We start from the raw sequence: 26,233 nt of genomic DNA on the forward strand, positions 1-26,233 counted from the left end.
AGATGTGTATAAGAGACACGTTCCAGCGTTGTTGGCTTCGCGGCTTACGCCGCTCCTACAACCGGTGCACAGGTAAAGTCCCTGCCGAGCATGGCTCGGCACTACGCACCTCGACCGTCACGTGCACGATCTCCTCGTGGATCGCCAAGGCGCGATGGAACACTTCCGGCGCCACCATGGTCTCGGTCACCACTTCCATCGCGCAGGCATAGCGGCCACGACCGACCTGCCAGACATGCAGGTCACTGATCCGGGCAGGCACCTCGCCCTGCTCCACCGCTTCGCGGATCTCGGCCACCACCGGCGCGTCCATCTCCGCATCCAGCAGCACGCCGCCAGCCTGCCTGATCAAACCCCATGCCCAGACCGACACCAGTACCGCGCCAACGATGCCCATCAGCGGGTCCAGCCAGGAGGCGCCGAAGTACAGGCCACCGAGCAGGGCGATGATCGCCAGCACCGAGGTCGCTGCATCGGCCAGTACATGCAGGTAGGCCGAGCGCTGGTTCAGATCATGGTGATGATGGTGGTGGTGGCCGCCATGCCCGTGGTGGTCATGCCCGTGGTCGTGACCATGATGGTGGTGTTGATCGCGCAGCCACCATGCACACAGCAGGTTCACCGCCAAGCCGACCACCGCGATTGCAATGGCCTGCTGGTAGTGGATGGGACTGGGTTTGAACACGCGCAGGATGGACTCGAACGCCATGATCGCGGCAACCCCCAGCAACAGGATCGCGCTGGTGAACCCCGCCAGGATCTCGATCTTCCAGGTCCCGAAGGCAAAGCGTGGATCATCGCGGTAACGCCGCGCGCAGGCATAGGCAAACGCCGCCAGACCAAGCGCCAGCGCATGCGAGCTCATGTGCCAGCCATCGGCCAGCACCGCCATCGAGTTGAACCACCAGCCGCCGGCGATCTCGATCACCATCATCACAATGGTCAGCACCATCGCGCGCCGGGTGTTCTTCTCCGCCATCGGATTGCCTTCGCTGAAAGCATGGCTGTGGCGGCGGGATTGGGCGAGCGCGTCGAGTTGCATGGCGGTGGGTTGGAAGAAGGACGGCGTGATTCTATACCCCCAAGGGGTATATGATGCCAGCCATGGCTCATATCCAACGCGACAAGAAAAAGCTGCTGACCCGGGTGCGGCGCATCGCCGGCCAGGTAGCGGCCCTGGAACAGGCACTGGAAAGCGGCGACGACTGCGACGGCGTGCTGGTGCAGATCGCCGCCGCCAAAGGCGCCATGCACGGGCTGATGCTGGAAGTGATGGCCGGGCACCTGAGCGACCATGTCGTCGCGGAAAAGGACCCGGCCAAGCGCGCGCAGGAAGCCGAGGTATTGCTCGAGCTGATGAAGCGCCACGCGAAGTGACCGGTAGTGCCGAGCCATGCTCGGCAAGGGCGTTACCCGCAACCCAATCTGCGCTTGTAGGAGCGGCGTCAGCCGCGAAGCTCACGAACCATCAGATTGCCAACACACCGGTGATTGCAACATTGCCAGCTTCGCGGCTGACGCCGCTCCTACAGCCGGTTTGCCGGTAAGGCCTCTGCCGAGCATGGCTCGGCACTACCTTGCGACCAGACGCTGTCGGTATGGCCCTGCTGCATGCGCAGTCGGCTGCGGTGCGCGATGTACAGCATCACCGGCACTGACAGCAGCGCGGTCAGGTCGACCGGCCAGCTGCCTGGGTGGTACCAGCTTCCGCCGATTCCCAAGGTGCCAGCAACACTGGACAATGGAATCGCCAGCGTACACAGCGCACTCAACCACAGCAGCTCCACCGCAGCACGCGGCGCACCGCGCGCGAATGCCCAGGCGATGGCGGCGACGAATACCGCGTAGTAGATGCCGGTGTGCCAGGCCTTCAGATCGGTGACCAGCGATGGCAGCCATTTGGTCGCGGCGATGCTGGCAGATATGCCGGCCACGCAGCCAAGTGATACGCCCACCGTCAGGCAGGCCAACACCCCGGCCGAACGCTTCTGCACTGGCGTTTCCGCGCCCTTGCGCTTGCGCCGCCGCGATTCCACCCACAGCAGGTTGCCGGTGTAGAACAGGGCGGCGCCAGCCAGACCCATCAGCAGGTACAACCAACGCACCGGGTTGCCACCGAAGCTGCCGAAATGCAGCGCGAAGAACGCATTGACCGCGCTGTTCCAGCCATCCATGTGGCCAGGCAGGTCATGCGCATCCACCTCACCGCTGTACGGATCCAGATGGGTGCTGGCATACACCCGCGCACGCGTGCCATGGCGGATATCCAGTCCGGTCACCGTTGCTTCAACATGGCCGCCCTTGTTCTGGAAGCCGAAACTCTGCACCTCGAAGCCCGGCAGCTGCTGCTCTACCCGGCGCAGCAACTCGGCGGCCGGCAGCACTGCGGCTCCACCCGGCGCTTCGGCATGCTCCTCGTTCCACTCGATGCCTTGCGGATACACCACCGCGCCCTGTGCATCGTAGAACTGGTCGTGGAAGGCGAACACCACGCTGGTCAGCGCGATGACGATGTGGAACGGCAGGCTGAACAGCCCCAGGGCGTTGTGTGCATCCAGCCACATGCGCTTGATGTTCTTGCCGATGCGCAGCGCGAACACGTCCTTGCTCAAGGTGATCAGCAGCACGATCAGGCCCGATACCAGGGCGACCGCATACGCCATCGCCACCGCGCCCATGATCGGCCGTGCGATCTTGTCCGGGAATGGCAGGCCGACCAACTGGTGCAGCGTATCCACCAACTGCGCCACCGGTGCCTTGCGCGTCTGCGCCACCTGCAGGCTGCCGTCGGCGGCGAAGCTGGCGCCATACTCGGTGAACTGGCGACGGCCCTGGCCGGGTGCACGCTCCTGCCAGTACACCCGCGCCGGTTGATCGGCGTGCGGACGCACCGACACGAAGTAACGCGATGCGGCCTTCGGGTGTTCGGCCAGCACCGCGGCCACCAGCGCGTCGGCCTGTTGCAGTGACGGTGCCGGCGACAACGTGGAAGGCGGCGTCCCCCAGCGCTCCAGCGGCTTCTCGAACATGGTGACCGAACCGGCATAGAAGGCGATGAACAGCATCAGCCCGCTGACGATGCCGATCCAGATGTGCACATCCTTGTAGACCTTGATGATGTCGCTACGAATCTTCATGCAGCCACCTTCATGACATCACTCCACGCACCAGCCACAGCGCGGCGAAGGCCAGCACATTGGCCGCACCCAACCACAGCCAGGCACGCAGGCTGTCGCGGAACAGATAGACGAAGGACAGCACCGTCGCCCAGATCGGTGCCATCAACCACATGTTGAACTGGTTCTTGCCACCGCCGGCATTGATGCCGTCAGGGCCCAGCCACGCGAACAGGCCCGACAGCGCCAAGGCCAGGCCAAAGCCCAGCACCACGCCCGCGCAGGTCTTGCCGAACCAGTGGCGGCTTTCCAGCCGCGGTTTCACCGCGTTCATGCCGGCCGCCCCGCGCGCACGCGTGCACGCCACGCACCAAGGAACGGGGCGAGCGACCACACCAGCATCAACAGCATCAACCAAGTGGTGATCGCTTCCAGTGGCGCCAGCAGCGGCCACAGCGCCACCAGTGACAGCAGCACCAGCAGCGTGCCCGGCCACCATGCATGGCGCGTCGGCCAGGGCCCGGCGGCGCGCAGCTGTTGCTGTGGCGAAGCGACATACAACAACAGTCCGCCAATGATGCCGGCCAAGATGCCGGCGAGTCCCAGCCACAGGTTCATGCGGCCTGCCTGCTGTGCGTGGTCGCGCGTCCTTGCCGGACGCGCATGCGATAGGGTTTTTTCATCGGGTCTGGCTCTTCGCTGGACATGCGCTGGCGGCACCTGCACGAACACGCAGGTGCCGCGCGTCGATCACCAGCTGAAACGTGCGGTGGCGGTGACGGTACGGCCGGTGCCGTAGTAACAGGACGACACGCCGCCGCAGGTGGAGACGAAGCGCTTGTCGGTGAGGTTGCTCAGGTTGAGCGCGAACTGCGTGCCGACCGCGCCATGCTGGCCCGCGTCGTAGCGGATCGCCGCATCCCACAAGGTGTAGGACGGGATCAGGTAGAGGTTGGCGCTGTCGCCGTAGCTGCTGCCGTTGTAGCGCACGCCGGCGGCAATGCTCAGACCTTCCAGGCCACCGGCGACGAAGGTGTAGTCGGCCCACAACGCCGCCGTCCAGTCCGGCACCATTGCCAACTGCTTGCCGGTATAGCCGTTGTTGCTGCGGGTGACCTCCGAATCCATCCAGCTGGCTGCGCCGATCAGGCTGAAGCCCTCCAGCGGGGTGATGCGCCCTTCCAGCTCGGCGCCACGCACGCGGCCTTCGCCGTCCTGCACCTGACAATCCGCATTGCCGGCGGCACCGCAGGTATTGTGCGATTTGATCGGGTCGTTGGTGACGATGTTCTGCTGGCGCAGGTCGTAGGCCGACAAGGTCAGCAGACCATCGAACGAGGCCGGCTGGTACTTCAGGCCAGCCTCCCACTGCTTGCCGGTCACCGGGTCGAACGGCGTCTGCGTGTAACTCATGTTGGCATTGGTGCCAGCCGGCTGGAACGACTCGGCGTAGCTCAGGTAAGGCGTCAGACCGTTGTCGGCCACGTACAGCACGCCGGCATTGCCGGTGAACGCCCTGTCCTTGACCTTGGTCGGCACTACCGGGCGGTAGGTATTGGTGGCCACCGTATAGGCCTGGGTCCAGGTGTCGTCCTTGGTCCAGTCATGGCGGCCGCCGAAGGTCAGGCGCCACTTGTCGATGGCGATCTGGTCCTGCAGGTAAACGCCGGTCTGGCGGTTGATGCCGCCGCTGTAGTTGATGCTGGTGGTGACCGGTACGTAGTTGGTGTAGACCGGGTTGAAGATGTCGATATCGGCCGGGTTGACCATCGCACCACGCGCGCCGGTCCAGTCGGCTTTCTGCCAGTCCACGCCGAACAGCACAGTGTGCTCGGCGACGCCGGTGCTGAATTTTCCGGTCAGGCGCGTATCGACGGTCTCGCCCTTGGAGTCGCCCTCGCCCCAGGTCGCGCGCCGCTTCTGGGTGCGGCCATCTGCATTGAGACCGCCATTGGTGACCACCGTGCGGAACACCGATTCGACATCGGTATGGCGCGCACTCTGGCTCAAGGTCCACTTGTTGTTGAAGCTGTGCTCGAACAGGTAACCCGCGGTCCAGATGGTGCGGTCGAAGGTATTCCAGTTGGGCTCACCGATGAAGGTGGTGTTCTTCATGTAGCCGTAGGCGGTGGGCCGCAGCGTGCCGGCCATCGGCAGGAACTGGTAGGTCGAGCCGCCGTCGTCCTTCTGGTACAGGCCGAGCAGGGTCAGGCGCGTGCGCTCGGCGATCTGGAAGGTATAGCTGGGCGCAAGGAACCAGTGCTGCTGCTCGGTGCGGTCGATCTGGGTCTGGCCGTCGCGGTACAGGCCGACCAGGCGCAGCAGGTGGCGGTTGTCGTCGCTGCCGGTGCCAACGTCGAAGGCAGTGCTGTACTGGCCGTTGCCGTCGATGCCCAGGCGCAGCACCTGCTGCTGATCAGGCACCGGCGTCTTGCTGACCTGGTTGACCATGCCGCCCGGGGCCACCTGCCCGTACATCACTGCAGACGGGCCCTTGAGCACCTCCACCCGGTCCAGGTTCCAGCTGTCGACCATGCTGCGGTTCCACTGGCTGCCCTGCGGCGCGCGCATGCCGTCAATGGTGACGTTGTTGGCCCAGCTGCCGGCGTCGAAGCCGCGGATGCGGAAGTCATCGACACGGTTGTCGATGCCGCTGCTTTCCAGCGACACACCGGCCACGTAACGCATCGCCTCGTTGAGGTTCTGCACACCGCGCGCATCCAGTTCCTCGCGCGCAATCACCGAGACCGACTGTGCGGTTTCAGCGATGGCGGTATCGGTCTTGGTCGCACCGGAAGTGTGGCCGGTGGTGCGGTAGGCATTGACCCGCACCGCATCCAGGGTCTGCGCGTCGGCAGCCGGTGCCGCGTCAGCTTTGGCGGCGACTACAGCAATCGGGAACAGGGCCGAGACGACGGCAAGGGACAACAAGGCCGGACGGAGACCGGCAGAAATACGGGGGAGGGACACGGATCAACCTGCACAGACAGAAGTATTGGCTGACTGCCCGGGCAGCGGCTGATGCGCTGATTATAGTAAATAATAACCATTCGCAACAACATTGCTGACACTGGCTGTTCTGCCACCTGCGTCGGTGCCGCCCGCCGAGGCCTGAATACCCGGCCCAAGGCGCGCTTTGCGCCAGCATGTAAAATGGCCAATTTTTAGTCAGGACCATGGCGAAAGCATCCGAACGGGCGCCCGTTCTGGGCCCGGCGTTCATTCGCCTGCTGGCCCGCTTCAATGACGAGGGTGCATCCCCTGCGGCACCTGCGGTGCCGGAGCGGCTGGCGCAGTGGTTCGACTGGAACCGTGCCATCACCTTGTCCAAGGCGCTGGACAACCCGCCGCCCGAGCCTGAACCCGGTGCCGCCTACGATCCGGCGCAGGATGCCGAATACACAGCTGCGCGAACCAAGCTGGTGGACGCCATCCAGGCCGAGATCGACCTGAGCCCGCCACGCAACCCGGCATCTGCCGACGCCGAGCTGCCGCCCGGCTTCGCCCCCTACCGCCAGCATTACCTGAACCAGCAACGGGCCATGCAGACCGTCAGCGGCCGCCTGCGCGGTCGTCTGCGTGACATGCTGGCGCGGCAATCCCCTGCCAAGGCGCGCCTGGCCGAAGTCGACGCGGTGATGGAAGCTACCCTCAGCCCGCGCGAACACAGCCTGCTTTCCCATGTGCCGGTGCTGCTCGGCCTGCACTACCAACGGCTGCTCACTGCAGCCGCGCACGACCCCGCCGATGCCGCCGCATCGGATTCCACCGTGGCACCCACCGGCCCTTGGCTGGTCACGTTCCGGCAAGACCTGCGCATCGCGCTGCTGGCCGAACTGGATGTCCGTTTCCACCCCATCGATGGCCTGCTTGCAGCGCTACGCACCCGGTAATCCGTACCTCATGTCCAGAAACCTCGTCGCAGTCGTTGTCTTCCTTGTTGGCCTGTTGGCCGTGTGCTGGATCGGCATCGGCTATGCCGGCACCCATCCGCTGGCGGCGGTGGTCGCCGCGATCATCGCCGCCTGCTATCTGGCCGGCGCGCTTGAACTGTTCCGTTATCGCCAGGCCACCAGCACCTTGCAACAGGCCTTGCCATCCATCGGTGAAGCGGCAGACAACCTCGACGGCTGGCTCGGCCGCCTGCAGCCAGGCCTGCGTGGTCCGGTGCGCCTGCGCGTACAGGGCGAGCGCGTCGGCCTGCCCGCACCTGCGCTGACCCCGTATCTGGTCGGCCTGCTGGTGCTGCTGGGCATGCTCGGCACCCTGCTCGGCATGATGGCCACCCTGCGCGGCACCGGCCTGGCGCTGGAAAGTGCCACCGACCTCGATGCGATCCGCAGCTCGCTGGCCGCACCGGTCAAGGGGCTTGGTTTTGCCTTCGGCACCTCCATCGCCGGTGTCGCCAGCTCGGCCGCACTCGGCCTGCTGTCAGCCCTGCTGCGCCGCGAACGCGCGCAGGCCGTGCAGGAACTGGATGCCGGCATCGCCAGCCAGCTGCGCATGCATTCGCAGAGTTTCCAGCGCGGCGAGACCTTCCGCCTGCTGCAGGAACAGAACGCGCTGATGCCGACCCTGGTCGAGCGCCTGCAGGCCATGATGGGCAGCCTGGAGCAGCAGCACCAGGCCAACAACGAACGCCTGCAGGCCAGCCAGCAGGAATTCCACCAGCGCACCGAAGCGGCCTATACGCAGCTGGCGGCATCGCTGCAGCAATCGATGCAGGCCGGCATCAGCCAGCAGGCCAATGCGGTGGGCGCCGCACTGCAGCCCGTCGTTGATGCAACCATGGCGGGCCTGGCTGACAAGTCCAATGCGCTGCACGCCAGCATCGACAGCGCCGTGCACAAGCAACTGGAAGGCATCAACGCAGCCGTGCAGAGTGCGGCCGCAACTGCGGGCAGCAGCTGGAACAGCGCACTGGAGCAACAGCAGCGCAGCAACAGCGCGCTGACCGAACAGCTGCAGCAGGCACTTGCACAGTTCAGCAGCAACTTCGAACAGCGCTCCAACAGCTTGATCGACGGCGTCGCCGCGCGCATGGAAGACAACGTCAGCCGCACTGCCGATGCCTGGCGTGATGCACTGGCACAGCAGCACAACGCGCATGACGAACTGGCGCAGCGCAATGAGCAGGCCTTGCTCGCGACTTCGTCTGCGTTTGAACAGCACGCGCAGTCGCTGCTGTCTTCGCTGCAGCAATCGCACGAACAACTGCAGAACGCTTTCGCCGAGCGCGATGAACAGCGACTGGGCCAATGGTCGCAGTCGCTATCAGCAATGGTCTGCACGTTGGACAGCAGCTGGCAGCGCAACGGCGAAGCCGTCGCACAGCGCCAGCAGCAGATCTGCGACAGCCTGGCGCAGACCACGCAGGCCATGAGCGAACAGCAGCAGGCGCAGGCCCGCGACACCATCGCCGAGATCTCGCGCCTGGTGCAGACCGCCTCCGAGGCGCCGCGCGCCGCCGCCGAAGTGGTGGCCGAGCTGCGCCAGAAGCTGTCCGACAGCATGGTCCGCGACACTGCCATGCTGGAAGAACGCGGCCACCTGTTGTCGACCCTGGAAACCCTGCTCGGCGCGGTGACCCACGCATCGACCGAGCAACGCAGCGCAGTCGACGCACTGGTCAGCACCTCGGCCGATCTGCTTGAACGCGTCGGCAGCCGATTCAGCACCCAGCTTGAAAGCGAGGCCAGCAAGCTCGACCACGCCGCCGCCAACGTCACCGCCAGCGCGGTGGAGATGGCCAGCCTGGGCGATGCCTTCGGCAGTGCCGTGCAGCTGTTCGGCCAGTCCACCGCGGCGTTGAACGAGCGCCTGCAGCTGATCGAAAGCGCATTGGACAAGTCGCTGGCCCGCAGTGATGAGCAGCTGGCCTACTACGTCGCGCAGGCACGCGAAGTGGTGGACCTGAGCATGCTCTCGCAGAAGCAGATCATCGGTGAGCTGCAGCAGCTGGCCGACGCCCGCGACAACGCCGGAGCCTGAGCGCGATGAGCGACGAAATCGAATTCGACGCCGAATCCAGCGCCACCACCTGGGCCGCGTTCGGCGACCTGATGTCGGTGCTGCTCGGCGCCTTCGTGCTTATCCTGGCCAGCGTGATCGGCATCCAGCTGCTATTGCACAACCGCCTGGATGAAGAGGTCAAACAGCGCCAGGAACAGACCGCCAAACTGAAGACGCTGGAGCAGGCGCTGGCCGCGCCATTGGCGGCTGGCCGCGTCACCGTCATCAATGGTCGCATCGGCATCAGCGGCAGCGTGTTGTTCGCGCTCAACTCCGACCAGCTGCAGCCGGAAGGCCGCGAACTGCTGCAAAGCATCGCAGCGCCGTTGCGCGACTATCTGGGCGCACGCGAGGAAATCCTGATGGTCAGCGGCTTCACCGACAACCAGCCGGTGCGTGTGGTCAATGGCCGCTTCGCCGACAACCTGGAGCTGTCGGCCGCGCGTGCGCTCACCGTCACCCGCACCCTGATCGCCGACGGCGTGCCATCGCAATCGGTATTTGCCGCTGCATTCGGCGCCGAGCAGCCAGTCAGCAGCAACGATGACGAAGCTGGCCGCGCCAAGAACCGCCGCGTCGAGATCGCGCCTATCCCGCGTCCCAAACAGGACGGCAAGGCCGATGCCGCGCAATGATGTCCGCTGACTCGGCAGCACTGACACAGCTGGAGGCATGGCGCGAGAGCGGCGCTGATCGCTGCGATCCGCCACGTTTCGAATTGATCGCGGCGCTGGCGCAGCGTGCACAGCGCTATGCGGGCAGCGCGCGCGCGCAGCTGGATGCGCGCCTGTCACAGCTGACCGATGCGTATGCACAGCTTGTCGCTGTTGAAGCTGCGAAGCCTGCAGCAAAGTCTGGCACCGAAAGTCCTCTGCAATCACTGCTGCAGCAGCTGGAGGCAGATCCGCTGCAATACCAGTTGCCGCTGAGCACCTCCAACGCGGCAGCCGTCGACAGCGACACTGGCGACAACAACGAAACACCCTTGATGCCGGCACTGGATGAATTCCAGCAACTATGGAGCCGCATCCGCATCGACAGCCTGCTGCGTCAGTGTCTGGACTCGTTGCCAGAAGATGCCGGACCACTGAATTCCAGCGTTCTGACCTATCGCGCGATGGCGCTGATGCAGGAGCTGTCGCCGGAGTATTTGCAGCACTTTATCGCCTACGTGGATGTGCTGACGTGGATGGAAGCGTTGGGCGCCAGCAGTCCGCAAGGCAACACTGGCCGCGCGGCCAGCGCCCGCAAGCCTCCGCGCGCGAGCACAGGCAAACGCAAAAAGGCCTAGCGCTTCAACACGCGCCGTTCATGCCAGCGGCAGCTGCAGACTGAACACCGTGGCTTGCGTTGTGGAGATCACCTGCACCTGCCCACCATGCGCCTGGGCGATGGCGCGGGTGATCGCCAGACCCAGGCCTGCGCCCTCACCATGGCCGCGCCCGCGCGAACGATCCGCGCGGTAGAAGCGATCGAACAAGCGCGGCAATACATCGGCAGGAATCGGCGTACCAGGATTGCTGACCTCGATGCTGCAACTTCCGTCACCGCTGCGGATGCGGATCTGTACCACCCCGCCCGGCGGGCAATGCTGGATGGCATTGGAAAGCAGGTTGGCAACGGCACGATGGATCATCAAACGATTGCTCTGCAGATCGGCATCGCCGTCGCGCTGCAGCTGCACCTGTTTGTCTTCGGCCAGCAGGCCATAGAATTCCAGCAGCGCATCCACCAGGCTGCCCAGCGCTACCCGTTCCCGGGTTGGCAACGCATCCACCGTTTCCGCCTGCGCCAGATACAACATGTCCGTCACAATCCGCGATAGCCGCTGCATCTCCTCGGCGCAGGAGCCAAGTGCATCGCGATAGGCGGCGTTGTCGCGTGGCTGCGCCAGCACCACATGCACCTGGGTGAGCAGGTTGGTGATCGGCGTGCGCAACTCATGGCTGAGGTCGGCAGAAAACTCGGACAACCGAACGAAATCGTTCTGCAGCCGCGCCAGCATGCTGTTCAAGGTCTGCGCGAGGTGATCTAGTTCGGCTGGTGCCGCGCCTACCGACAGGCGCCGGTCCAGATGCTCGGTGGTGATCTGCCTGGCTTCATCGGCCAGGCTTTGCAGCGGCCGCAACGTGCGCCGCACCACGTAGCCACCGAGCAGGCTGCTGGCGACCGCCGCCAAGATGATGCAGGCCGCAAGCAGCTGGTGGAAACCACGCAGGAATGGCGCATGGCGCGCACCGTCGATCGCCAACAACAAGGTCAATGGACGACCTTGCTGCATCTGGCGCAGATGCAGGACGATGAAGCGGGTGCCATCTGGCAGGCGCCACAGCTGCTGTCGCAGCTGCGCCGTCGGCGGATGCTGCTGCGCATAGGCCAGCAGGCTTGGTGGCGCGGTGGAGAACAGCGCGTTGCCGTCGGAATCACCGATCCAGAAGGCGATATCCGGATGGTGGCCCAACGCTTCACCGAGCCGTTGACCTAGCTCCTGCGGCGGTACGGTCGCCGCCATATCGCTGATCAGTGCCGCCTTGTTCTCCAGCTCGGCCCGGTCCAGGGCATTGAAGTTGTGCCGCACCGCCTGGTCGATGGCGATGCCGAGCACCGCCATCACCAACACACTGATCGTGGCCAGCAGTGCGGTCAGTCGCCAGACGGTGGAGCGTCGCCGCGTCATGCATCGCCACCGGCGGCTGGCGCTTCCAGCACATAACCCATGCCGCGCACGGTGACGATGAGCTTGTCAGCGAAATCGTCGTCGATCTTGGCCCGCAGCCGGCGTACCGCGACATCGATGACATTGGTGTCGCTGTCGAAGTTCATGTCCCACACCTGCGATGCGATCAGCGAGCGCGGCAACACTTCACCACGGCGCCGCGCCAGCAGTTCCAGCAAGGCGTACTCCTTCTGGCTGAGCTGGATGCGGCGCTCGCCGCGCTGCACGCGGCGACGCAGGGTGTCCACCACCAGATCGGCGATGACGATGCGCTCTGCCTGCGGCTGCACCTGGCCGCGACGCAGCAGGGTGCGCACGCGTGCCAGCAGTTCGACGAAGGCGAAGGGCTTGACCAGGTAGTCATCTGCACCGAGTTCCAGGCCCTGCACGCGATCAGGAATGCTGCTGCGCGCGGTCAGGAACAGCACCGGCAGCGGATTGCCGGCATCACGCAGCCGCGCCAGCACGCTCCAGCCATCCATGCCCGGCAACATCACGTCCAGGATCAGCAGTTGATAGTCGCCGCTGCTGGCCAGATGCAATCCGTCCACGCCGTCGGCGACCAGATCCACCACATAGCCGGCCTCCTCCAGTCCCTGGCGCAGATAGCTACCGGTCTTGGGCTCGTCTTCGACGATCAACAACTTCATTGCAGGTCCTAGAAGCAGCGCTGGCTCAGGCGGTGGGGTCAAGCGTACCCAGTACGGCGACACATGCCAGCACCAGCAGCGCCAGCAATGCTTCCAGCGCTAGGCTGCGGCGTAGTGCCCGCAACGGATGCACTGCTCGGGTCTGCAAGGCGGCAGCTAGGGCTGGCACCAGTCGCCAGCGGTGCAAGGCTGCCAACAGCAGCATGCCGGCAACCAGCAACAGCTTGAACGATAACCAGCGCCCATGGGTGGTGCCGGTCAGACTGGCCAAGCTACCGCCCAGGTCGATGTAGCTGATGCTGCCGGTAATGGCCAGCGCCGCGACGATGATCGTACCGGGCAGCGCGAAACCACGCAGGCCGGCCAGCAGCGCCGCTGCGCGTTCGCCTGACGGTTGTTGCTGGCTGCGCCTTAGCAGGCCCAGCAAGGCCATGATGGCGCCCAGCCACGCGCCGGCGGCAAGCAGGTGGATGATGCCTGCCGACAAGCGCGGCCAGCCCTGCAGATAGTCGCCGGCACCGGCATGACCGTTCCAGGCAAGACTGGCCAGCGCGATGGCGGCCAATGCGGTCTGTGGCAGCAGCTGACGCGCGTGCTGCCGCCGTGGCAGCAACAGGAGCAGCAGCAAGGCCAGCACCGCGCCGCGTACCAGCGCGGCGCGTCCGGCGGTGGTGGCACCGATGAACCAGGCCAGATCATCTACCCCCAGTGCATCCGGTGCGATGTCGAGCAAGGTAGATACGCGCAAAGTCGCGTCCAGCAACACCATGACAAGACCAACGATGGCCAGCAGCAGGCCCCAGCTGCGCCAGCCCAGCAGCGGTGCCAAGCGCTGACTACGCGCGAACAGCGGCACGCCGAACAGCAGCATCAGATCCACATACAGCAGCAAGCGCAGCGCATAGACAAAGGACTCGGACATCTTCCTGCCTGCTTACTTGACGCTGAAATCGATCTCGCCACTCATCGGGTGGCTGTCCGATCCCACCGTGCGCCACTGCAGTCGGTAGTTGCCCGGTACCAAGGATGCAGTGGGCACGGTGCGCAGGGTGCGGCCGTCGGCAAGTACCTGCGCGGGCGCCACTGCCACCTTCATCCACAAGCGACCATGGCCCATGAACAACTCGGCGCGCGTTCCGCGTGCCAGCAGAGCTTCGCTGAAGGTCACATCGATCTGCGTTGGCGCGGCAACCGCAGCGTTGGCAGCAGGGCTGGAGCCCAGCACACGCGGATGCGCCATCGCCGTGGCCGACAAGAGGAAGCCAGCCAGCAGCACGGTGGCAGTGGAGAGAGAAAAACGACGAAGTGATGACATGACCGGCACCTGCAGGAGAGGTGCTCAGGCTAGGCGCGCGCAGCTGTCATCGGCCTGACCTGGAGATTACGAAACTGTCAGGAACGCCGTGCAGAACCCACAGGCGGAGCAGGAGAGGCCACCAGCCTGGCATTTGCTGCAGGAACTGCAGGAGCGGCGTAAGCCGCGAAGCTGACGATGCTCAAACCTTTGGCAGCTGTGTCATCTGATGATCTTCTTGCTTCGCGGCTTACGCCGCTCCTACAAAAAATCCGACACCAGAGGTCTGGCGTCGGATTCTGGGTTGCTCAAATGCTCAAGGGAACAGCATTGGCGGATATCCCGCCTTTGTCGTCTACGAGAGCTTGATCGGGTAGAGATACATAACCTGACTCTGACCCCGGTTTCGCTTACTTCAGCGCAGCGGTGTCCACCAACACCAGCTCGGAGTCTTCCAACGCGGTGATGCGGATGCTGGTCTCGCCGCTGATGGCAGCGCCATCGCGCGCTTCCAGCAGCACGCCACTGACGTCGACCTTGCCGGTGTTCGGCACCAGGTAGCCGTAACGGTTGGCATCGGTGAAGTGATACTCGGTGCTCTCGCCGGCCTTCAGCGTGGCGCCCAGCACGCGGGCGTTGGCGCGGATCGGTAATGCATCGTCGTCACCTTCCATGCCACTGGCCAGGGTGATGAAGCGGCCCGAACGCTCGCCCTTGGGGAAGGGCTTGCTGCCCCAGGACGGCTTGCCACCGCGCTGGTCCGGGAAGATCCAGATCTGGAAGATCCTGGTGACGCCGGCCTCCAGGTTGTATTCGGCGTGGCGGATGCCGGTGCCGGCACTCATCACCTGCACGTCACCTGCTTCGGTACGGCCCTGGTTGCCCTGGTCGTCCTTGTGGCTGATGGCACCTTCGCGGACGTAGGTGATGATTTCCATCTCGGCATGCGGATGCGGCGGGAAGCCGGTGCCAGGCTGGATGGTGTCGTCATTCCAGACCCGCATCGTGCCCCAGTTCATGCGCTTATCTGACCCAAATAGTCGATACAACCAATTGGTTTAAATGCAATAAATATAAATCCTACGTTGAAAATACCCCCATTTGTACCCCTTAGTTGATTGGATGCTGTTGGACTTACTCGGACAGCGGCGCCGCCTGTCGATGACACCCCACTTATGGACCTCTACCTCTTCACCTTGAGAGGCAGAGGCATGGATCTGTGGCCTGCCCGGATACCTCCAAGCATTCCTGAAGGTCTCCGGACAAAAAGTCCAAAGTCAAAGTTGACGTCCGCTGTCGGCCAGAAGCGGACATCAGGTTGCGCTGCCGAAACGCTCCTGACCGTCCTGGCGGCGCTATCCCGTCATCGCCCAACCCGCCACGGCAGCCAGCAACACGACCAGGACCGGCGGAGCACGCGCAACGACCAGTAGCCCAAACGCAACCAACGCCATCGCGACATCCCATCGGTCATGGATCGCGCTCGTCCACACCGGGTCATACAACGCCGCCAACAGGATGCCGACCACCCCGGCATTGACGCCTGCAATCGAAGCTTGGAGATCCTTGCGGGGGCGCAGGGACTCCCAGAACGGCAGCACCCCTACGAGCACGAGAACGGCTGGCAGGAAAATGACCACCAACAGCGCAAGGCCTCCTGCCCAGCCACCCAGCGGCCCCTCGGCCATAGCCCCCAGGTATGCCGCAAAGGAGAAGAGAGGGCCCGGCACCGCCTGCGCCGCACCGTACCCGGCGAGCAGATCCACCGTGCTCACGGTGCCGCTCTGGACGACTGCGGTCTGCAGCAACGGCAGCACGACATGGCCGCCGCCGAAGACCAGGGCGCCAGCGCGGTACACACCCTCCAACAGCACGGCCAAGGGGGAGCCGCTAGCTACCGCCCACAAGGGCAGCAGAACAAGCGGCAGCACCAGTAGCACCAGTGCCACCGTGCCGGTTCTTCGCGAGACGGAATAGCCGCCGTCTGATTGGCCGGAGGCCGGTTCGATCTTCAGCATCCTGCGACCGATCAATCCGCTGAGGATGATCACCACGATCTGCCCGACGACCGTGGGTATGGACAAAGTCAACACAGCGGCAAAAAACGCCATCGCTGCCCGCAGACGGTCCGGGCAAAGGGACCGGGCCATTCCCCATACTGCTTGGGCCACCACGGCAACTGCCACGATCTTCAGACCATGCAGCCAGCCGCTTTCAACGATGCCCTGGTACTCGGTAACGCCCAAGGCGAACAGGATCATCAGCACGGCCGATGGCAGCGTAAAGCCTGCCCAGGCGGCCAGCAGGCCAGGCCAGCCGGCGCGACGCAAGCCCAGCGCCATTCCAACTTGGCTGCTGGCCGGGCCCGGAAGTAGTTGGCACAGGGCAACCAGATCGGAATAGCTACGGTCCGTCAGCCAACGGCGACGCTCGACGAACTCGTTGCGGAAATAGCTCAGGTGGGCAATCGGGCCGCCAAACGAAGTCAGTCCCAGTCGCACAAACACCAGGAAGACGCGCCATGCGCTGTCGCTTGTCGTGGGATCCAGCGCCGACATGGGGCATGACCTCCTGTGGTTCTCAGCGGCGGCAAGCCCAGCCTGGCAATGGGATCACGGCGTCGAGCTTCCGGCGTGCCCGGTCACCCACTCTCCATCTTCCTTTCGGAACGGTCCGGGCAGCGGCGGCAGGATCTCCAGCACCACTTCCGAAGGCCGGCACAGACGAGTACCCCTATCGGTTTGTACCAGAGGACGATTGATGAGTATCGGGTGCGCCAGCATCGCATCCAGCAGCGCGTCCTCGCTCAGTGCTGCGTTGCCTAGCCCGAGTTCGTCATACGGCGTTCCCTTCTGCCGGATGGCATCGCGCACGCTCAACCCCGCCGCCGTAATAAGCTCGACCAGGCGCGCACGGCTGGGCGGGTGGGTCAGGTAGTCGATCACTTCCGGCTCGATCCCGGCAAAGCGGATCAGCGCCAAGGTATTGCGGGAGGTGCCGCACTTTGGGTTGTGATAGATGACAGCGTTCACGCACTTTCCTCTTGGTTCAAAACGGTCTCCACCACGCCTGCGGCAGCGGCCAGCGCTGCCGCCTCGACGGCCCCCTTGCGCTCGCTGTAGCGGTCCACCAGATAGTCACTACGCCCGCGCACCAGCAGGGTGAACTTGACCAGTTCCTCCATCACGTCCACCACGCGATCGTAGTACGCCGAAGGCTTCATTCGACAGTCGTCATCGAACTCCTGCCAGGCCTTGGCCACCGAGGATTGGTTCGGAATTGTGACCATCCGCATCCACCGGCCGAGCACGCGCAGCGCGTTGACCACGTTGAACGACTGGGAACCGCCGCAGACCTGCATCACTGCCAGCGTACGGCCCTGGGTGGGTCGAACGCTGCCCTCTTCGAGCGGCAGCCAGTCGATCTGGTTCTTGAATACCGCCGTAAGGGTGCCGTGGCGTTCCGGGCTGACCCAAACGTGTCCTTCCGACCACAGCGAGGCCTGGCGCAGCTCCTGCACCTTGGGGTGCGTGGCCGGCACCGAGTCAAGCATGGGTAGCTCATGTGGATCAAAGAGGCGGGTTTCCGCCCCAAGCTGCTCCAGCAGCCGCTGCGCCTCAAGCGCCAGCTTGCGGCTGAACGACTGCGGCCGCAGCGACCCGTACAGGATCAGGATGCGTGGCCGGTGTGGCTGCGCGGCCGGATCGTTGAGCTTGGCGGCCGTGGGAATGTCCATGGCACCCGGGACCACGTTGGGGATCTGCTGCACGGGGGGTTGTCCTGTCATTTTTCTTCGATTATTTTAGAATCATGGAACATAAGAACGCAACCCACGCCTTGGCAGCCCTAGGTCATACCACCCGCCTGTCGATCTTCCGTCTTCTGGTTCAGGCTGGCAGCGCCGGCAAGCTGGCCGGCGACATTGCCCAAGCCCTCTCTTTGCCTGGCGCCACGCTCTCCTTCCACCTGAAGGAACTGCTGGCTGCGGGACTGATCAGCGCCGAGCAACGTGGCCGGACCATCTGCTACCGGGCCGAGTTCGTGGCGATGAACGCGCTGGTGGCCTACCTCACCGAAAACTGCTGTGCCGACGAACAGGCCTGTGAACGCCCCGCAGGCTGCTGACCCCTTACCCCAGAGATCGCCAAAATGACCCGTCGTGTTCTGTTCCTTTGTACCGGCAATTCCGCGCGCAGCGTGTTGGCCGAATCGACCCTGAAAAAGTGGGGCGAAGGCCGCTATCAGTCCTTCAGTGCAGGCAGCCAGCCAGCCGGTCGGGTCAATCCGTTCGCCATTGCCCAATTGCAGCGCGAGGGCTTCCCGGTGGAGGGCCTGCGCAGCAAGTCCTGGGACGAGTTTGCCGAAGCGGATGCGGCTGCCATGGATCTGATCGTCACCGTGTGCGACAGCGCGGCCGCCGAGGCGTGCCCGGTTGTGTTTGGCGATTTCGTGCGCGTGCACTGGGGCCTTTTCGACCCGGCCGGTGTGGAAGGCTCGGATGCACAGAAGGCTGAAGCGTTCGACCGGGCGCATCAGATCATCAAGGCCCGCCTGAAGGCCTTCCTGGAGATTCCTGACGGGGCATGGGATGACCGTGAGTCTCTCAAGGCCCAGCTTGATCCGATTGCGCAGATCCACTGACCGTCTTCCCGGAAAACCCCATGACCACTGACACCTCCCGCCTGTCGTTTCTGGACCGGTACCTGACGCTGTGGATCTTCGCCGCCATGGCGCTCGGCGTCGGCCTGGGCGCGATGTTCGAAGGCGTGCCCAGCGCGTTGAACAGCCTTTCCGTAGGGTCGACCAACATCCCGATCGCCATTGGCCTGATCCTGATGATGTACCCGCCGCTGGCCAAGGTGAAGTACGAGGAACTGCCCACCGTCTTTGCCGACAAGCGCGTGCTGATGCTCTCGCTGCTGCAGAACTGGATCGTGGGCCCGTTCCTGATGTTCGGGCTGGCGGTGCTGTTCCTGCGCGACTACCCCGAGTACATGACCGGCCTGATCCTGATCGGCCTGGCGCGCTGCATCGCCATGGTGCTGGTGTGGAACCAGCTCGCCCGCGGCGACGGCCAGTACGTGGCCGGCCTGGTGGCATTCAACTCGATCTTCCAGATCGCGCTGTTCAGCGTCTACGCGTGGTTCTTCCTTTCCTGGTTGCCGCCGGTGTTCGGGCTACAGGGCAGCGTCATCGATGTCAGCGTCTGGACCATCGCCGAGGCGGTTCTGATCTACCTGGGCATCCCATTCTTGGCCGGCTTCCTCACCAGTCGATGGCTGAAGACGCGCAAGGGCGTGCAGTGGTATGAAGAGAAGTTCCTGCCTGCCATCAGCCCGATAACGCTCGCCGCACTGCTGTTCACCATCGTGGCGATGTTCAGCCTGAAAGGCGGTGACGTGCTGCGCATTCCGATGGACGCGGTACGCATCGCGATCCCGCTGACGCTGTACTTCATCATCCAGTTCGTCATCAGCTTCTTCCTGGGCAAGCTGATCGCCAAGGACTATCCACGCACTACTGCGATCGCGTTCACCGCGGCCGGCAACAACTTCGAACTGGCCATTGCGGTAGCCATCGCGGCCTTCGGCCTGGCCTCGCCGGTCGCCTTCGCCGCCGTCATCGGCCCGCTGGTGGAAGTGCCAGTACTGATCCTGCTGGTCCATGTCGCCCTGCGGCTGGGCAAGCGCTACTTTCCTGCCGATGCACGGAGCCGCTGAGCCATGAGCACCACCCGACACATTCCATTGCTGATCCTCGGTTCCGGCCCGGCCGGTTGGACCGCTGCCGTCTACGCTGCCCGCGCCAACCTGAAGCCGGTCGTCATCACCGGCCTGCAGCAGGGTGGCCAGCTGATGACCACCACCGAAGTGGACAACTGGCCGGGCGACGCCCATGGCTTGATGGGCCCGGATCTGATGGCGCGCATGCAGGCGCACGCCGAGCGCTTCGAGACGGAAGTCATCTTCGACCACATCCATGCCGCCGACCTGCAGCAGCGTCCGTTCAAGCTGATCGGCGACAGCGCCGAATACACCTGCGACGCGCTGATCATCGCCACCGGCGCCACCGCCAAGTACCTGGGCATTCCCACCGAAGACGAATTCAAGGGCCGCGGCGTCTCCGCCTGCGCCACCTGCGACGGCTTCTTCTACCGTGACCAGGACGTGGTCGTGGTCGGCGGCGGCAACACTGCCGTGGAAGAAGCGCTGTACCTGTCCAACATCGCCCGCAAGGTCTATCTGGTCCACCGCCGCGACACCCTGAAGGCGGAAAAGATCATGCAGGACAAGCTGTTCGCCAAGGTTGAAGCCGGCAAGATCGAAACCGTCTGGCACCACCAGGTGGAGGAAGTGCTGGGCAACGAGGCGGGCGTGACCGGCGTGCGCGGCGATGGCAAGCCATTCGACGTCACCGTCGTGCGCGAGACCATCCGCGTCACCAGTGTACGCAGCAAGATGCTCGAGCCCGGCTATGCCTATGTGCGCATCAGTACCTTCCAGGCCGATACCGCCGCCGATTTCCAGAAGCACCTCAACCAGCTGCAGGCGCAGTCCGGTGGCAAGTTGAAGGGCCTGGTGCTCGACCTGCGCAGCAACCCCGGTGGTTTGCTGACTGCAGCGGTGCAGGTGGCCGATGACCTGCTCGACAAGGGCGGAATCGTCAGCACGCGTGGGCGCATTTCCATCAGTGATGCCAAGTTCGAGGCGACTCCGGGTGACCTGATGAAAGGGGCACCGGTGATGGTGCTGGTGGATGCCGGTTCGGCCAGTGCTTCGGAGGTGTTGGCCGGCGCATTGCGTGACAATCAGCGTGCCCGCGTGATCGGCAGCCGCACCTTCGGCAAGGGCTCGGTGCAGACGGTGCTGCCGCTGGACAATGGTGATTCGGTCAAGCTCACCACTGCGCGTTACTACACGCCGAGCGGGCGTTCGATCCAGGCCACCGGCATCCTGCCCGATGTGGAACTGGCTCCGGAGCCCAGTGACGTGAACAAGGACGTGCCGGCCAGCCTGGTCGATTACAGCGAAGCCAGTCTGCCCGGTCACCTGCGTGGTGACGACGAGGCAACGGCGAGCAAGGCCGGTGTGGTGCTGTCGGGCGAAGGTCCGGTGCAGTCGGCATTGCGTGAGCTCAAGCAGCCCGGTTCGGTCGCGAGCGTGGCCAAGGCCAAGCCGGCCACTGCCGCTGCGCCCGCCGCCGCTGCAACGGCGCACTCTGCCGCCGCCAGGACGGAGCCGGCCAAGCCGGAAGCTGCGGCACCAGCCGCCGCCAAGCCCGGGCCCATCATGCCTGAGCCGAGCCCGGCCCCGGCGAAAGCCGATCCGCCCAAGCCGCCGGTTGACGACGGAAAGTGACACTCAACGGCCCTGCATTGCAGGGCCGTTTCATTTCAATCAACTCAATCAACGCGGTTGGGTGAGCATGGCGAAGATGCGTGGCTACCTTTCGCTGGGACGGCATCCGCGCCGCTAGAACCCGTGGCTCTTGCGCAGCCGCCTCGCGATGGCCGCACGCACGTACAGCCCGTAAACGATGCCGAACAGGAAGCCGGCCACATGCGCCGACCAAGCCACCATGCCGAAGCTGGGGCCGATGTAGGCAAACACCACCTGCAAGGCTGCCCATACGCCGATCAGCAGGAAGGCGGGGGCACGGACGAATTCAAGGAACAAGCCCAGCGGCAACACCAAACCCAGACGCGCACCAGGGAACAGTGCCAGGTAGGTCCCCATCAGCGCGGAAACCGCGCCGCTGGCACCAATGATGGTCCGTTCAGGTGTACCCATCACATACAGGGCCGCGAGATTGGCAGCGGCGCCGCCCAACAGGAACAGCAGCAACAACCGCCACGGCCCGAGCATGCGTTCGGCCGGTGGCCCGAAGATCAGCAGGAACACCAGGTTGCCCAGCAGGTGTAGCCAGTCGGCATGCAGGAACAAGGCGGTGAACAGCCGAAGCACGCTGCCGTCGCGCAATGCTGCCCACCAATCCTCTGGATTTCCAAGGCCTGTGGACAAGGCCCCCCAATCCAGCCAAAGCGACCGCCGCGCCTCATCGGGGCGTGAGATTGACCAAAGAAAGGCGAGCCAGATGGCCACGAACAGCAGTGGCACGGCCCAACGCAGGCCAGGCTTCTTACGGGAGGGAGTGGACACGAACATGTGCGCAAAGCCTAACCCGGCGCCCGTCAATGGTGGGGTTCGGCTTTTTTTTGAGCCGTTATTGTTTAGTTAAGGTTGCTGGGTAATACTGCATACGGCGTCGTATGTCGGGAGGGGACTCCGGCGCACTTCCAGCGGCCCAAGGCAGCCGGAAGTGCAGGCGCAATAACGAACATTATCGTCTTACGTCTTACGGAGAGAGTTTCCAACATGACCGCTTCCTCATTTGCACGCGTTACCGCCCTGGCTGTCGGCATTGCCGGCGCGTTGACCTTTGGCCATGCCCAGGGCGCGGCTTTCCAGCTGAAAGAAAACAGTGCCAAGGGCCTGGGCCGCGCATTCGCCGGTTCGACCAGCGCCTGGGGCGATGCCTCCGTCACGGCGACCAACCCGGCCTCGATGCGCCTGCTGGACGGCCGCCAGTTCCAGGCCGACGTGAGTGCCATCAGCTTCTCGGCTGACTTCAAGAGCGAAGGTGGCCGTTATGTTGGCCCGACCGGTCCGGGCACCGGCACCCCGATCAGCGGCGGCAACGGCGGTGACGCCGGCATGATCGCACCGGTTCCGGCCGCTTACCTGCATATCCCGTTCGGTGAGAACGACAACATGCATTTCGGTGCGTCGCTGAGCGTGCCGTTCGGCTTCACCACCGAGTACGACAAGAATTGGGTGGGCCGCTACCACGGCATCAAGACCGACCTGAAGGCCATTGACCTCGGTGCGTCGTTCTCTTACGACGTGAACCCGTACGTGTCCTTCGGCGCCGGCGTGTTCGTCGAGCACCTGACCATCGAGCTGACCAGCGCGATCGACTTCGGTACCGCACTGTATGCCGTCCCGGGTGGCGCGCAGCTGGGCTTCCGTCCGGGTAACGCCGACGGTTCCTACAAGGTGGAAGGCGACAACAATGCGTTCGGCTGGACTTTGGGCGGTACCTTCAGCCCGACCGAAGACACCAACATCGCGGTGAGCTACCGCTCCAAGGTCGAGCACAAGATCACCGGCGGCAAGGCCACCTTCGACGTGCCGCCGAATGCGGCTGCCGTGCTGGCACAGGCACGTCCGGGCCAGTACGTGAACACCTCGGGCAAGGCCACGCTGGAACTGCCGGCATCGGCAACTCTGAGCGTGACCCACCGCATCAATGACCGCTGGACCGTGATGGGTGACGTGTCGCGCACCGCGTGGGCACCGTCGTTCGACACCGTGACCATCGACTTTGCTTCAAACCAGCCGAACGAGGATCTGCCGTTCAAGTACAACGACACGACCTTCACCTCGATTGGTACCGAGTACAAGCTGTCCGACACCATCACCCTGCGTGGCGGCGTTGCCTATGACCAGAGCCCGACCAGCAACGAGCACCGTGACGTGCGCGTGCCGGACGTGACCCGCAAGTGGCTGTCGGTCGGTCTGGGCTGGACCCCGCCGGAGAAGACAGAATTCAACTTCGGTTACACCCACCTGTTCACCGACGAACCGTCGATCAATCTGACCTCGGCTACCAACAGCACGCTGAAGGGCAAGTACGATGTGGGCGGCGACGTGCTCGCTGCTTCGATCAACTACAAGTTCTGATCTGATTTGTAGAAGCGTCAAACAGGAGGCCCCGCGCAAGCGGGGCTTTTTGTTTTTAGGTGTGGTGCGAAATGGTGCGGGTGCTGTAGAGCACAGGATCGCGGCACTGGCTTGCTGGGAAGGCTTCTGTCGAGCGTCGTTCGACAAAAGCCCAAGCCCAAGCTTGATTGCCTTGGACTCTTCCTTCCGCCAGGCATCCTGCATCCGCCAACAAAAAACCCCGCTTTCGCGGGGTTTTTTGTTGCTGCGTCAACGAGGGGCGATCAATCGCCCAGCGTCAGCAACGAGGCGTTGCCACCGGCGGCGGTGGTGTTCACCGTCACCGTCTTCTCGGTGGCAAAGCGCAGCAGGTAGTGCGGGCCGCCGGCCTTGGGGCCGGTGCCGGACAGGCCTTGGCCGCCGAACGGCTGCACGCCGACCACTGCACCAATCTGGTTGCGGTTGACGTAGACGTTGCCGACGTTGACACCATTGGCGACGCGGTCGACGGTCTCGTCGATGCGCGAATGCAGGCCCAGGGTCAGGCCGTAGCCGGTGGCATTGATCTGGTCGATCACCGCATCGAGCTGATCGGCCTTCCAGCGGATCACGTGCAGCACCGGCCCGAAGATCTCCTTGTGCAGCTGGCCCAGATCCTTCAGCTCGTACGCGCGCGGGGCGAAGAAGGTGCCGTGCGCGGCGTCGGCCGACAGCGGAGCGACGGCGATCAGGCGGGCTTCGGCGTCCATGCGTGCGGCATGGTCATTGAGGATCTGCAATGCATCAGCGTCGATGACCGGGCCGACGTCGGTGGACAGTTCACCGGGGTTGCCGATCTTCAGTTCGGCCATGGCGCCGGCCAGCATGCCCATCACCTTGTCGGCGATGTCGTCCTGCACGAACAGCACGCGTGCAGCCGAGCAGCGCTGGCCCGCCGAGGTGAAGGCCGAACCAATCGCGTCCTTGACCAGCTGTTCCGGCAGCGCCGAGGAGTCGGCGATGAAGGCGTTCTGGCCGCCGGTCTCGGCGATCAACACACCGATGGCAGCATCGCGCGCGTACAAGTTGCCAGTACAAGTTTCCGTTCTGGTCAGGTGCCCAACCGTGGCTCGCAGGTTGGCCAACAGCTTGCGATCGACTCGCTCTTCCAGATTGAACCAGTCCGCATGCCGCTCACGGATATCGCCGGACTGGATGTCGGCGCGCGAAAGCGGGCCATCACGACGGGCCGACTCAAGCTTCAGGGGGGATCCAGGTTTGCGCCGGGGAGCTACCGGAACCGGCACGATGTCAGCCTCACGGATCACTAGCAGCACCGAAACCAAGCCCTGGTTCCAGATGCGCTCCCGCAGCGCCTTCAGGCGCTGGCCGTCCGACAGCAGGGTGCCGTCATCCACGAAGAAGGTGACCGTGGGGACGCCCTCGACGTCAAATACAGCCTCGGCCTGGATCTCGCCCTGGGGATTGAGCAGATCGCGCAGTTCGGGCGCATAGGCATGTCGCGGCGCAAGTGCGCTGCTGGCGAGATGAAGGGACGACGATGCCGGGTCGAAACCCAGGGCATGGAGCCATTGATCGAGGCGTTGCTGCGTCATCGTCGACCGACATCTATTAAGGCTCGATGGTGCCAGTCTGGCACCCCGTTCGCCATCCTAAACAAAACATGTATGCTAAGCAATAGACAAAGGCCAATTAAATTGCGTAGCTATGGCGACTGCGGCCACTGCCCGGCATGACGATCTTGGTCACGCTCAACGCGAGCGGTTTCGCTTCATCGAAGCCTCCTTGCTTTGGGAAGGCTCCATCCGGCGTCAGCGTGTGAGTCAGGCCTTCGAGGTCTCGCTCAATCACGTCACAAAGGACCTGCGGCGATACGAGGCTGCCTATCCGAACAACATTCTGTTCGACCACCGGCGCCAGCTCTACGTCCCAGGCCCTCGCTTCAAGCCCCACTTCGCCTCGCGGGACCCGCGCGAGTACCTCGCCTTGCAGCTAGCACATGCAGAGACGGGCACGGCGGTCGTGGCACCGTTATTAGCTAGCTGGGACACAGTGCCTACCAGTACGGTTCCCACACCACCCCATGGCATCGCCGAAGCGGTCCTGCGCAACGTGGTGCGAGCTATTGCACAGGGCACCGGCATCGACGTGCAGTACCACTCCACTCGATCAATATCGGGACCCGGCCGGCGCCGGCTATGGCCACATGCCTTGGTGCACACAGGCGTGCGCTGGCATGTCCGGGCCTATGATGATGAGCGCAAGGCCTTTCGCAACTTCGCGCTTCAGCGGATGGAGGATCCCTATGCCATTGATGCGTCGGCACCAGCTGCGGCTTCAGAGGACGGGGATTGGGTGGAACTGGCCATCCTGCGTGTAATACCCAATCCCAAGCTCAATGCCCATCAGCAGCAACTGGTCGCCCGTGACTTCGGGATGCTGCCCTCGAGTTCGGGGCCCGCATGGACGGTAGAACTGCGTCGCTGTCTGATCGGTTACTTCGCTGCCAAGTACGGCCTAGATCGCGATGAGGCGCCGCTGCGTCAACGCATCATCCTGGACAACGCGGACACCGTACGCCAGTGGCTCATGCCAATTGCGAGCGGCTAAACCAGGCGCTATGCCGGGGGGCCCGCCCGGGGGGGGGGGGGGCGGGGGGGGAGCGGGGCGGGCGGGGGGCGGAGGGGCGGGGGGGGGGGGGGGGGGTGGCGGGGGGGGGGCCG

General features: G+C 64.2%; 25 protein-coding genes and 1 pseudogene. 11 read left to right on the forward strand and 15 right to left on the reverse strand.

What is annotated here, in order from left to right; translation table 11 throughout:
- Window positions 1-55 precede the first annotated feature (55 nt).
- A complete protein-coding gene (gene dmeF, locus ACVOLQ_RS18490; RefSeq protein WP_481528885.1) occupies window positions 56-1,042 on the reverse strand; it encodes a CDF family Co(II)/Ni(II) efflux transporter DmeF in 987 nt (328 codons plus the stop codon).
- Between the two features lie 62 nt (window positions 1,043-1,104).
- Between dmeF and ACVOLQ_RS18495 the strand changes: the two genes are divergently transcribed.
- A complete protein-coding gene (locus tag ACVOLQ_RS18495) occupies window positions 1,105-1,377 on the forward strand; it encodes a metal/formaldehyde-sensitive transcriptional repressor (protein WP_313172822.1) in 273 nt (90 codons plus the stop codon).
- 149 nt (window positions 1,378-1,526) lie between these two features.
- Here the strand turns inward: ACVOLQ_RS18495 and ACVOLQ_RS18500 are convergent, their stop codons facing one another.
- The 4 genes from ACVOLQ_RS18500 to ACVOLQ_RS18515 form a co-directional block, all read right to left on the reverse strand.
- Complete coding sequence (locus ACVOLQ_RS18500; RefSeq protein WP_481528886.1) at window positions 1,527-3,137, reverse strand: PepSY-associated TM helix domain-containing protein; 1,611 nt, start codon at window positions 3,135-3,137, stop codon at window positions 1,527-1,529.
- Window positions 3,138-3,147: 10 nt separating this feature from the next.
- Window positions 3,148-3,450, reverse strand: a complete 303-nt coding sequence (locus ACVOLQ_RS18505) for a hypothetical protein (protein WP_481528887.1) — start codon at window positions 3,448-3,450, stop codon at window positions 3,148-3,150.
- Window positions 3,447-3,734 (reverse strand): hypothetical protein, encoded by a 288-nt coding sequence (locus ACVOLQ_RS18510; protein ID WP_481528888.1) that lies wholly within the window; start codon window positions 3,732-3,734, stop codon window positions 3,447-3,449. Before ACVOLQ_RS18510 ends, ACVOLQ_RS18505 begins: the two co-directional genes overlap by 4 nt.
- A 132-nt stretch (window positions 3,735-3,866) precedes the next feature.
- Window positions 3,867-6,086 carry a TonB-dependent siderophore receptor gene (locus ACVOLQ_RS18515; protein WP_481528889.1) on the reverse strand — a complete coding sequence of 740 codons (2,220 nt, stop codon included), beginning with the start codon at window positions 6,084-6,086 and terminating at the stop codon, window positions 3,867-3,869.
- A gap of 206 nt (window positions 6,087-6,292) precedes the next feature.
- Between ACVOLQ_RS18515 and ACVOLQ_RS18520 the strand changes: the two genes are divergently transcribed.
- Genes ACVOLQ_RS18520 through ACVOLQ_RS18535 form a run of 4 tightly spaced genes read left to right on the forward strand, consistent with a single transcriptional unit; the run spans window position 6,293 to window position 10,419 of the window.
- The gene (locus ACVOLQ_RS18520; RefSeq protein ID WP_313172827.1) at window positions 6,293-7,009 is read left to right on the forward strand and encodes a DUF3348 domain-containing protein; all 717 of its coding nucleotides are present in this window, start codon (window positions 6,293-6,295) and stop codon (window positions 7,007-7,009) included.
- A 10-nt stretch (window positions 7,010-7,019) separates the two neighbouring features.
- Entirely contained in the window at window positions 7,020-9,107 is a 2,088-nt protein-coding gene (locus ACVOLQ_RS18525; RefSeq protein ID WP_481528890.1) for a DUF802 domain-containing protein, read from the forward strand.
- 5 nt (window positions 9,108-9,112) lie between these two features.
- Window positions 9,113-9,763, forward strand: a complete 651-nt coding sequence (locus tag ACVOLQ_RS18530) for an OmpA family protein (RefSeq protein ID WP_313172829.1) — start codon at window positions 9,113-9,115, stop codon at window positions 9,761-9,763.
- Window positions 9,760-10,419 (forward strand): DUF2894 domain-containing protein, encoded by a 660-nt coding sequence (locus ACVOLQ_RS18535; protein ID WP_481528891.1) that lies wholly within the window; start codon window positions 9,760-9,762, stop codon window positions 10,417-10,419. Before ACVOLQ_RS18530 ends, ACVOLQ_RS18535 begins: the two co-directional genes overlap by 4 nt.
- Before the next feature lie 18 nt (window positions 10,420-10,437).
- Here ACVOLQ_RS18535 and ACVOLQ_RS18540 read toward each other — a convergent pair whose 3' ends face one another.
- The 8 genes from ACVOLQ_RS18540 to arsH all read right to left on the reverse strand — a co-directional run bounded on the left by ACVOLQ_RS18540 (window position 10,438) and on the right by arsH (window position 17,557).
- Window positions 10,438-11,805: a heavy metal sensor histidine kinase gene (locus tag ACVOLQ_RS18540; RefSeq protein ID WP_481528892.1), complete on the reverse strand. Its 1,368-nt coding sequence runs from the start codon at window positions 11,803-11,805 to the stop codon at window positions 10,438-10,440.
- Window positions 11,802-12,494, reverse strand: coding sequence for a heavy metal response regulator transcription factor (locus ACVOLQ_RS18545; RefSeq protein ID WP_313172832.1), 693 nt, complete (start codon window positions 12,492-12,494; stop codon window positions 11,802-11,804). The genes ACVOLQ_RS18540 and ACVOLQ_RS18545 overlap by 4 nt, the downstream gene beginning before the upstream one ends.
- Window positions 12,495-12,519: 25 nt before the next feature.
- Entirely contained in the window at window positions 12,520-13,416 is an 897-nt protein-coding gene (gene copD / locus ACVOLQ_RS18550) for a copper homeostasis membrane protein CopD (RefSeq protein WP_481528893.1), read from the reverse strand.
- A 12-nt stretch (window positions 13,417-13,428) separates the two neighbouring features.
- Window positions 13,429-13,809, reverse strand: coding sequence for a copper resistance protein CopC (locus tag ACVOLQ_RS18555; protein WP_481528894.1), 381 nt, complete (start codon window positions 13,807-13,809; stop codon window positions 13,429-13,431).
- Between the two features lie 389 nt (window positions 13,810-14,198).
- Window positions 14,199-14,807: a pirin family protein gene (locus tag ACVOLQ_RS18560; RefSeq protein WP_481528895.1), complete on the reverse strand. Its 609-nt coding sequence runs from the start codon at window positions 14,805-14,807 to the stop codon at window positions 14,199-14,201.
- 336 nt (window positions 14,808-15,143) lie between these two features.
- Window positions 15,144-16,346 carry a chromate efflux transporter gene (chrA, locus tag ACVOLQ_RS18565; protein WP_481528896.1) on the reverse strand — a complete coding sequence of 401 codons (1,203 nt, stop codon included), beginning with the start codon at window positions 16,344-16,346 and terminating at the stop codon, window positions 15,144-15,146.
- A 54-nt stretch (window positions 16,347-16,400) separates the two neighbouring features.
- A complete protein-coding gene (gene arsC / locus ACVOLQ_RS18570) occupies window positions 16,401-16,820 on the reverse strand; it encodes an arsenate reductase (glutaredoxin) (protein WP_197639835.1) in 420 nt (139 codons plus the stop codon).
- Window positions 16,817-17,557, reverse strand: a complete 741-nt coding sequence (gene arsH, locus ACVOLQ_RS18575) for an arsenical resistance protein ArsH (RefSeq protein WP_481528897.1) — start codon at window positions 17,555-17,557, stop codon at window positions 16,817-16,819. Before arsH ends, arsC begins: the two co-directional genes overlap by 4 nt.
- A 41-nt stretch (window positions 17,558-17,598) precedes the next feature.
- Between arsH and ACVOLQ_RS18580 the strand changes: the two genes are divergently transcribed.
- From ACVOLQ_RS18580 to ACVOLQ_RS18595, 4 genes are read left to right on the forward strand one after another with little or no spacing between them, the layout of a single operon-like run.
- Window positions 17,599-17,913, forward strand: a complete 315-nt coding sequence (locus ACVOLQ_RS18580) for an ArsR/SmtB family transcription factor (RefSeq protein WP_481528898.1) — start codon at window positions 17,599-17,601, stop codon at window positions 17,911-17,913.
- 24 nt (window positions 17,914-17,937) lie between these two features.
- Window positions 17,938-18,429: an arsenate reductase ArsC gene (locus tag ACVOLQ_RS18585; RefSeq protein WP_049402942.1), complete on the forward strand. Its 492-nt coding sequence runs from the start codon at window positions 17,938-17,940 to the stop codon at window positions 18,427-18,429.
- A 20-nt stretch (window positions 18,430-18,449) separates the two neighbouring features.
- Entirely contained in the window at window positions 18,450-19,508 is a 1,059-nt protein-coding gene (gene arsB, locus ACVOLQ_RS18590; RefSeq protein WP_481528899.1) for an ACR3 family arsenite efflux transporter, read from the forward strand.
- 3 nt (window positions 19,509-19,511) lie between these two features.
- On the forward strand, window positions 19,512-21,146 hold the full coding sequence (locus ACVOLQ_RS18595; protein ID WP_481528900.1) for a S41 family peptidase: 1,635 nt from the start codon (window positions 19,512-19,514) through the stop codon (window positions 21,144-21,146).
- Window positions 21,147-21,260: 114 nt separating this feature from the next.
- Here ACVOLQ_RS18595 and ACVOLQ_RS18600 read toward each other — a convergent pair whose 3' ends face one another.
- Window positions 21,261-21,953, reverse strand: coding sequence for a rhomboid family intramembrane serine protease (locus ACVOLQ_RS18600; protein ID WP_481528901.1), 693 nt, complete (start codon window positions 21,951-21,953; stop codon window positions 21,261-21,263).
- 210 nt (window positions 21,954-22,163) lie between these two features.
- Here ACVOLQ_RS18600 and ACVOLQ_RS18605 point away from each other — a divergent pair, with 210 nt between their 5' ends.
- Entirely contained in the window at window positions 22,164-23,531 is a 1,368-nt protein-coding gene (locus ACVOLQ_RS18605; protein WP_481528902.1) for an outer membrane protein transport protein, read from the forward strand.
- Window positions 23,532-23,794: 263 nt separating this feature from the next.
- On the opposite strand, the pseudogene ACVOLQ_RS18610 reads toward ACVOLQ_RS18605, so the two are convergent.
- A pseudogene (locus ACVOLQ_RS18610) lies at window positions 23,795-24,574 on the reverse strand (aldehyde dehydrogenase family protein); the annotation flags it as partial.
- Between the two features lie 643 nt (window positions 24,575-25,217).
- Here ACVOLQ_RS18610 and ACVOLQ_RS18615 point away from each other — a divergent pair.
- Window positions 25,218-26,120 carry a BrxR family helix-turn-helix transcriptional regulator gene (locus ACVOLQ_RS18615; RefSeq protein ID WP_481528903.1) on the forward strand — a complete coding sequence of 301 codons (903 nt, stop codon included), beginning with the start codon at window positions 25,218-25,220 and terminating at the stop codon, window positions 26,118-26,120.
- The last annotated feature ends 113 nt before the right edge of the window (window positions 26,121-26,233 follow it).

This window comes from Stenotrophomonas sp. STEN031, from assembly GCF_056759975.1.

What these genes read in the sequence shown, in the direction of transcription:
- ACVOLQ_RS18600 (WP_481528901.1), bottom strand. Translation starts at nt 21,953, where the DNA reads ATGTTCGTGTCCACTCCCTCCCGTAAGAAGCCTGGCCTGCGTTGGGCC.
- copD (WP_481528893.1), bottom strand. Translation starts at nt 13,416, where the DNA reads ATGTCCGAGTCCTTTGTCTATGCGCTGCGCTTGCTGCTGTATGTGGAT.
- ACVOLQ_RS18495 (WP_313172822.1), top strand. Translation starts at nt 1,105, where the DNA reads ATGGCTCATATCCAACGCGACAAGAAAAAGCTGCTGACCCGGGTGCGG.
- ACVOLQ_RS18530 (WP_313172829.1), top strand. Translation starts at nt 9,113, where the DNA reads ATGAGCGACGAAATCGAATTCGACGCCGAATCCAGCGCCACCACCTGG.
- ACVOLQ_RS18520 (WP_313172827.1), top strand. Translation starts at nt 6,293, where the DNA reads ATGGCGAAAGCATCCGAACGGGCGCCCGTTCTGGGCCCGGCGTTCATT.
- ACVOLQ_RS18595 (WP_481528900.1), top strand. Translation starts at nt 19,512, where the DNA reads ATGAGCACCACCCGACACATTCCATTGCTGATCCTCGGTTCCGGCCCG.
- ACVOLQ_RS18500 (WP_481528886.1), bottom strand. Translation starts at nt 3,137, where the DNA reads ATGAAGATTCGTAGCGACATCATCAAGGTCTACAAGGATGTGCACATC.
- dmeF (WP_481528885.1), bottom strand. Translation starts at nt 1,042, where the DNA reads ATGCAACTCGACGCGCTCGCCCAATCCCGCCGCCACAGCCATGCTTTC.
- ACVOLQ_RS18510 (WP_481528888.1), bottom strand. Translation starts at nt 3,734, where the DNA reads ATGAACCTGTGGCTGGGACTCGCCGGCATCTTGGCCGGCATCATTGGC.
- ACVOLQ_RS18545 (WP_313172832.1), bottom strand. Translation starts at nt 12,494, where the DNA reads ATGAAGTTGTTGATCGTCGAAGACGAGCCCAAGACCGGTAGCTATCTG.
- ACVOLQ_RS18585 (WP_049402942.1), top strand. Translation starts at nt 17,938, where the DNA reads ATGACCCGTCGTGTTCTGTTCCTTTGTACCGGCAATTCCGCGCGCAGC.
- ACVOLQ_RS18555 (WP_481528894.1), bottom strand. Translation starts at nt 13,809, where the DNA reads ATGTCATCACTTCGTCGTTTTTCTCTCTCCACTGCCACCGTGCTGCTG.
- ACVOLQ_RS18540 (WP_481528892.1), bottom strand. Translation starts at nt 11,805, where the DNA reads ATGACGCGGCGACGCTCCACCGTCTGGCGACTGACCGCACTGCTGGCC.
- ACVOLQ_RS18535 (WP_481528891.1), top strand. Translation starts at nt 9,760, where the DNA reads ATGATGTCCGCTGACTCGGCAGCACTGACACAGCTGGAGGCATGGCGC.
- ACVOLQ_RS18615 (WP_481528903.1), top strand. Translation starts at nt 25,218, where the DNA reads ATGGCGACTGCGGCCACTGCCCGGCATGACGATCTTGGTCACGCTCAA.
- ACVOLQ_RS18505 (WP_481528887.1), bottom strand. Translation starts at nt 3,450, where the DNA reads ATGAACGCGGTGAAACCGCGGCTGGAAAGCCGCCACTGGTTCGGCAAG.
- ACVOLQ_RS18605 (WP_481528902.1), top strand. Translation starts at nt 22,164, where the DNA reads ATGACCGCTTCCTCATTTGCACGCGTTACCGCCCTGGCTGTCGGCATT.
- chrA (WP_481528896.1), bottom strand. Translation starts at nt 16,346, where the DNA reads ATGTCGGCGCTGGATCCCACGACAAGCGACAGCGCATGGCGCGTCTTC.
- arsB (WP_481528899.1), top strand. Translation starts at nt 18,450, where the DNA reads ATGACCACTGACACCTCCCGCCTGTCGTTTCTGGACCGGTACCTGACG.
- ACVOLQ_RS18525 (WP_481528890.1), top strand. Translation starts at nt 7,020, where the DNA reads ATGTCCAGAAACCTCGTCGCAGTCGTTGTCTTCCTTGTTGGCCTGTTG.
- ACVOLQ_RS18580 (WP_481528898.1), top strand. Translation starts at nt 17,599, where the DNA reads ATGGAACATAAGAACGCAACCCACGCCTTGGCAGCCCTAGGTCATACC.
- ACVOLQ_RS18560 (WP_481528895.1), bottom strand. Translation starts at nt 14,807, where the DNA reads ATGAACTGGGGCACGATGCGGGTCTGGAATGACGACACCATCCAGCCT.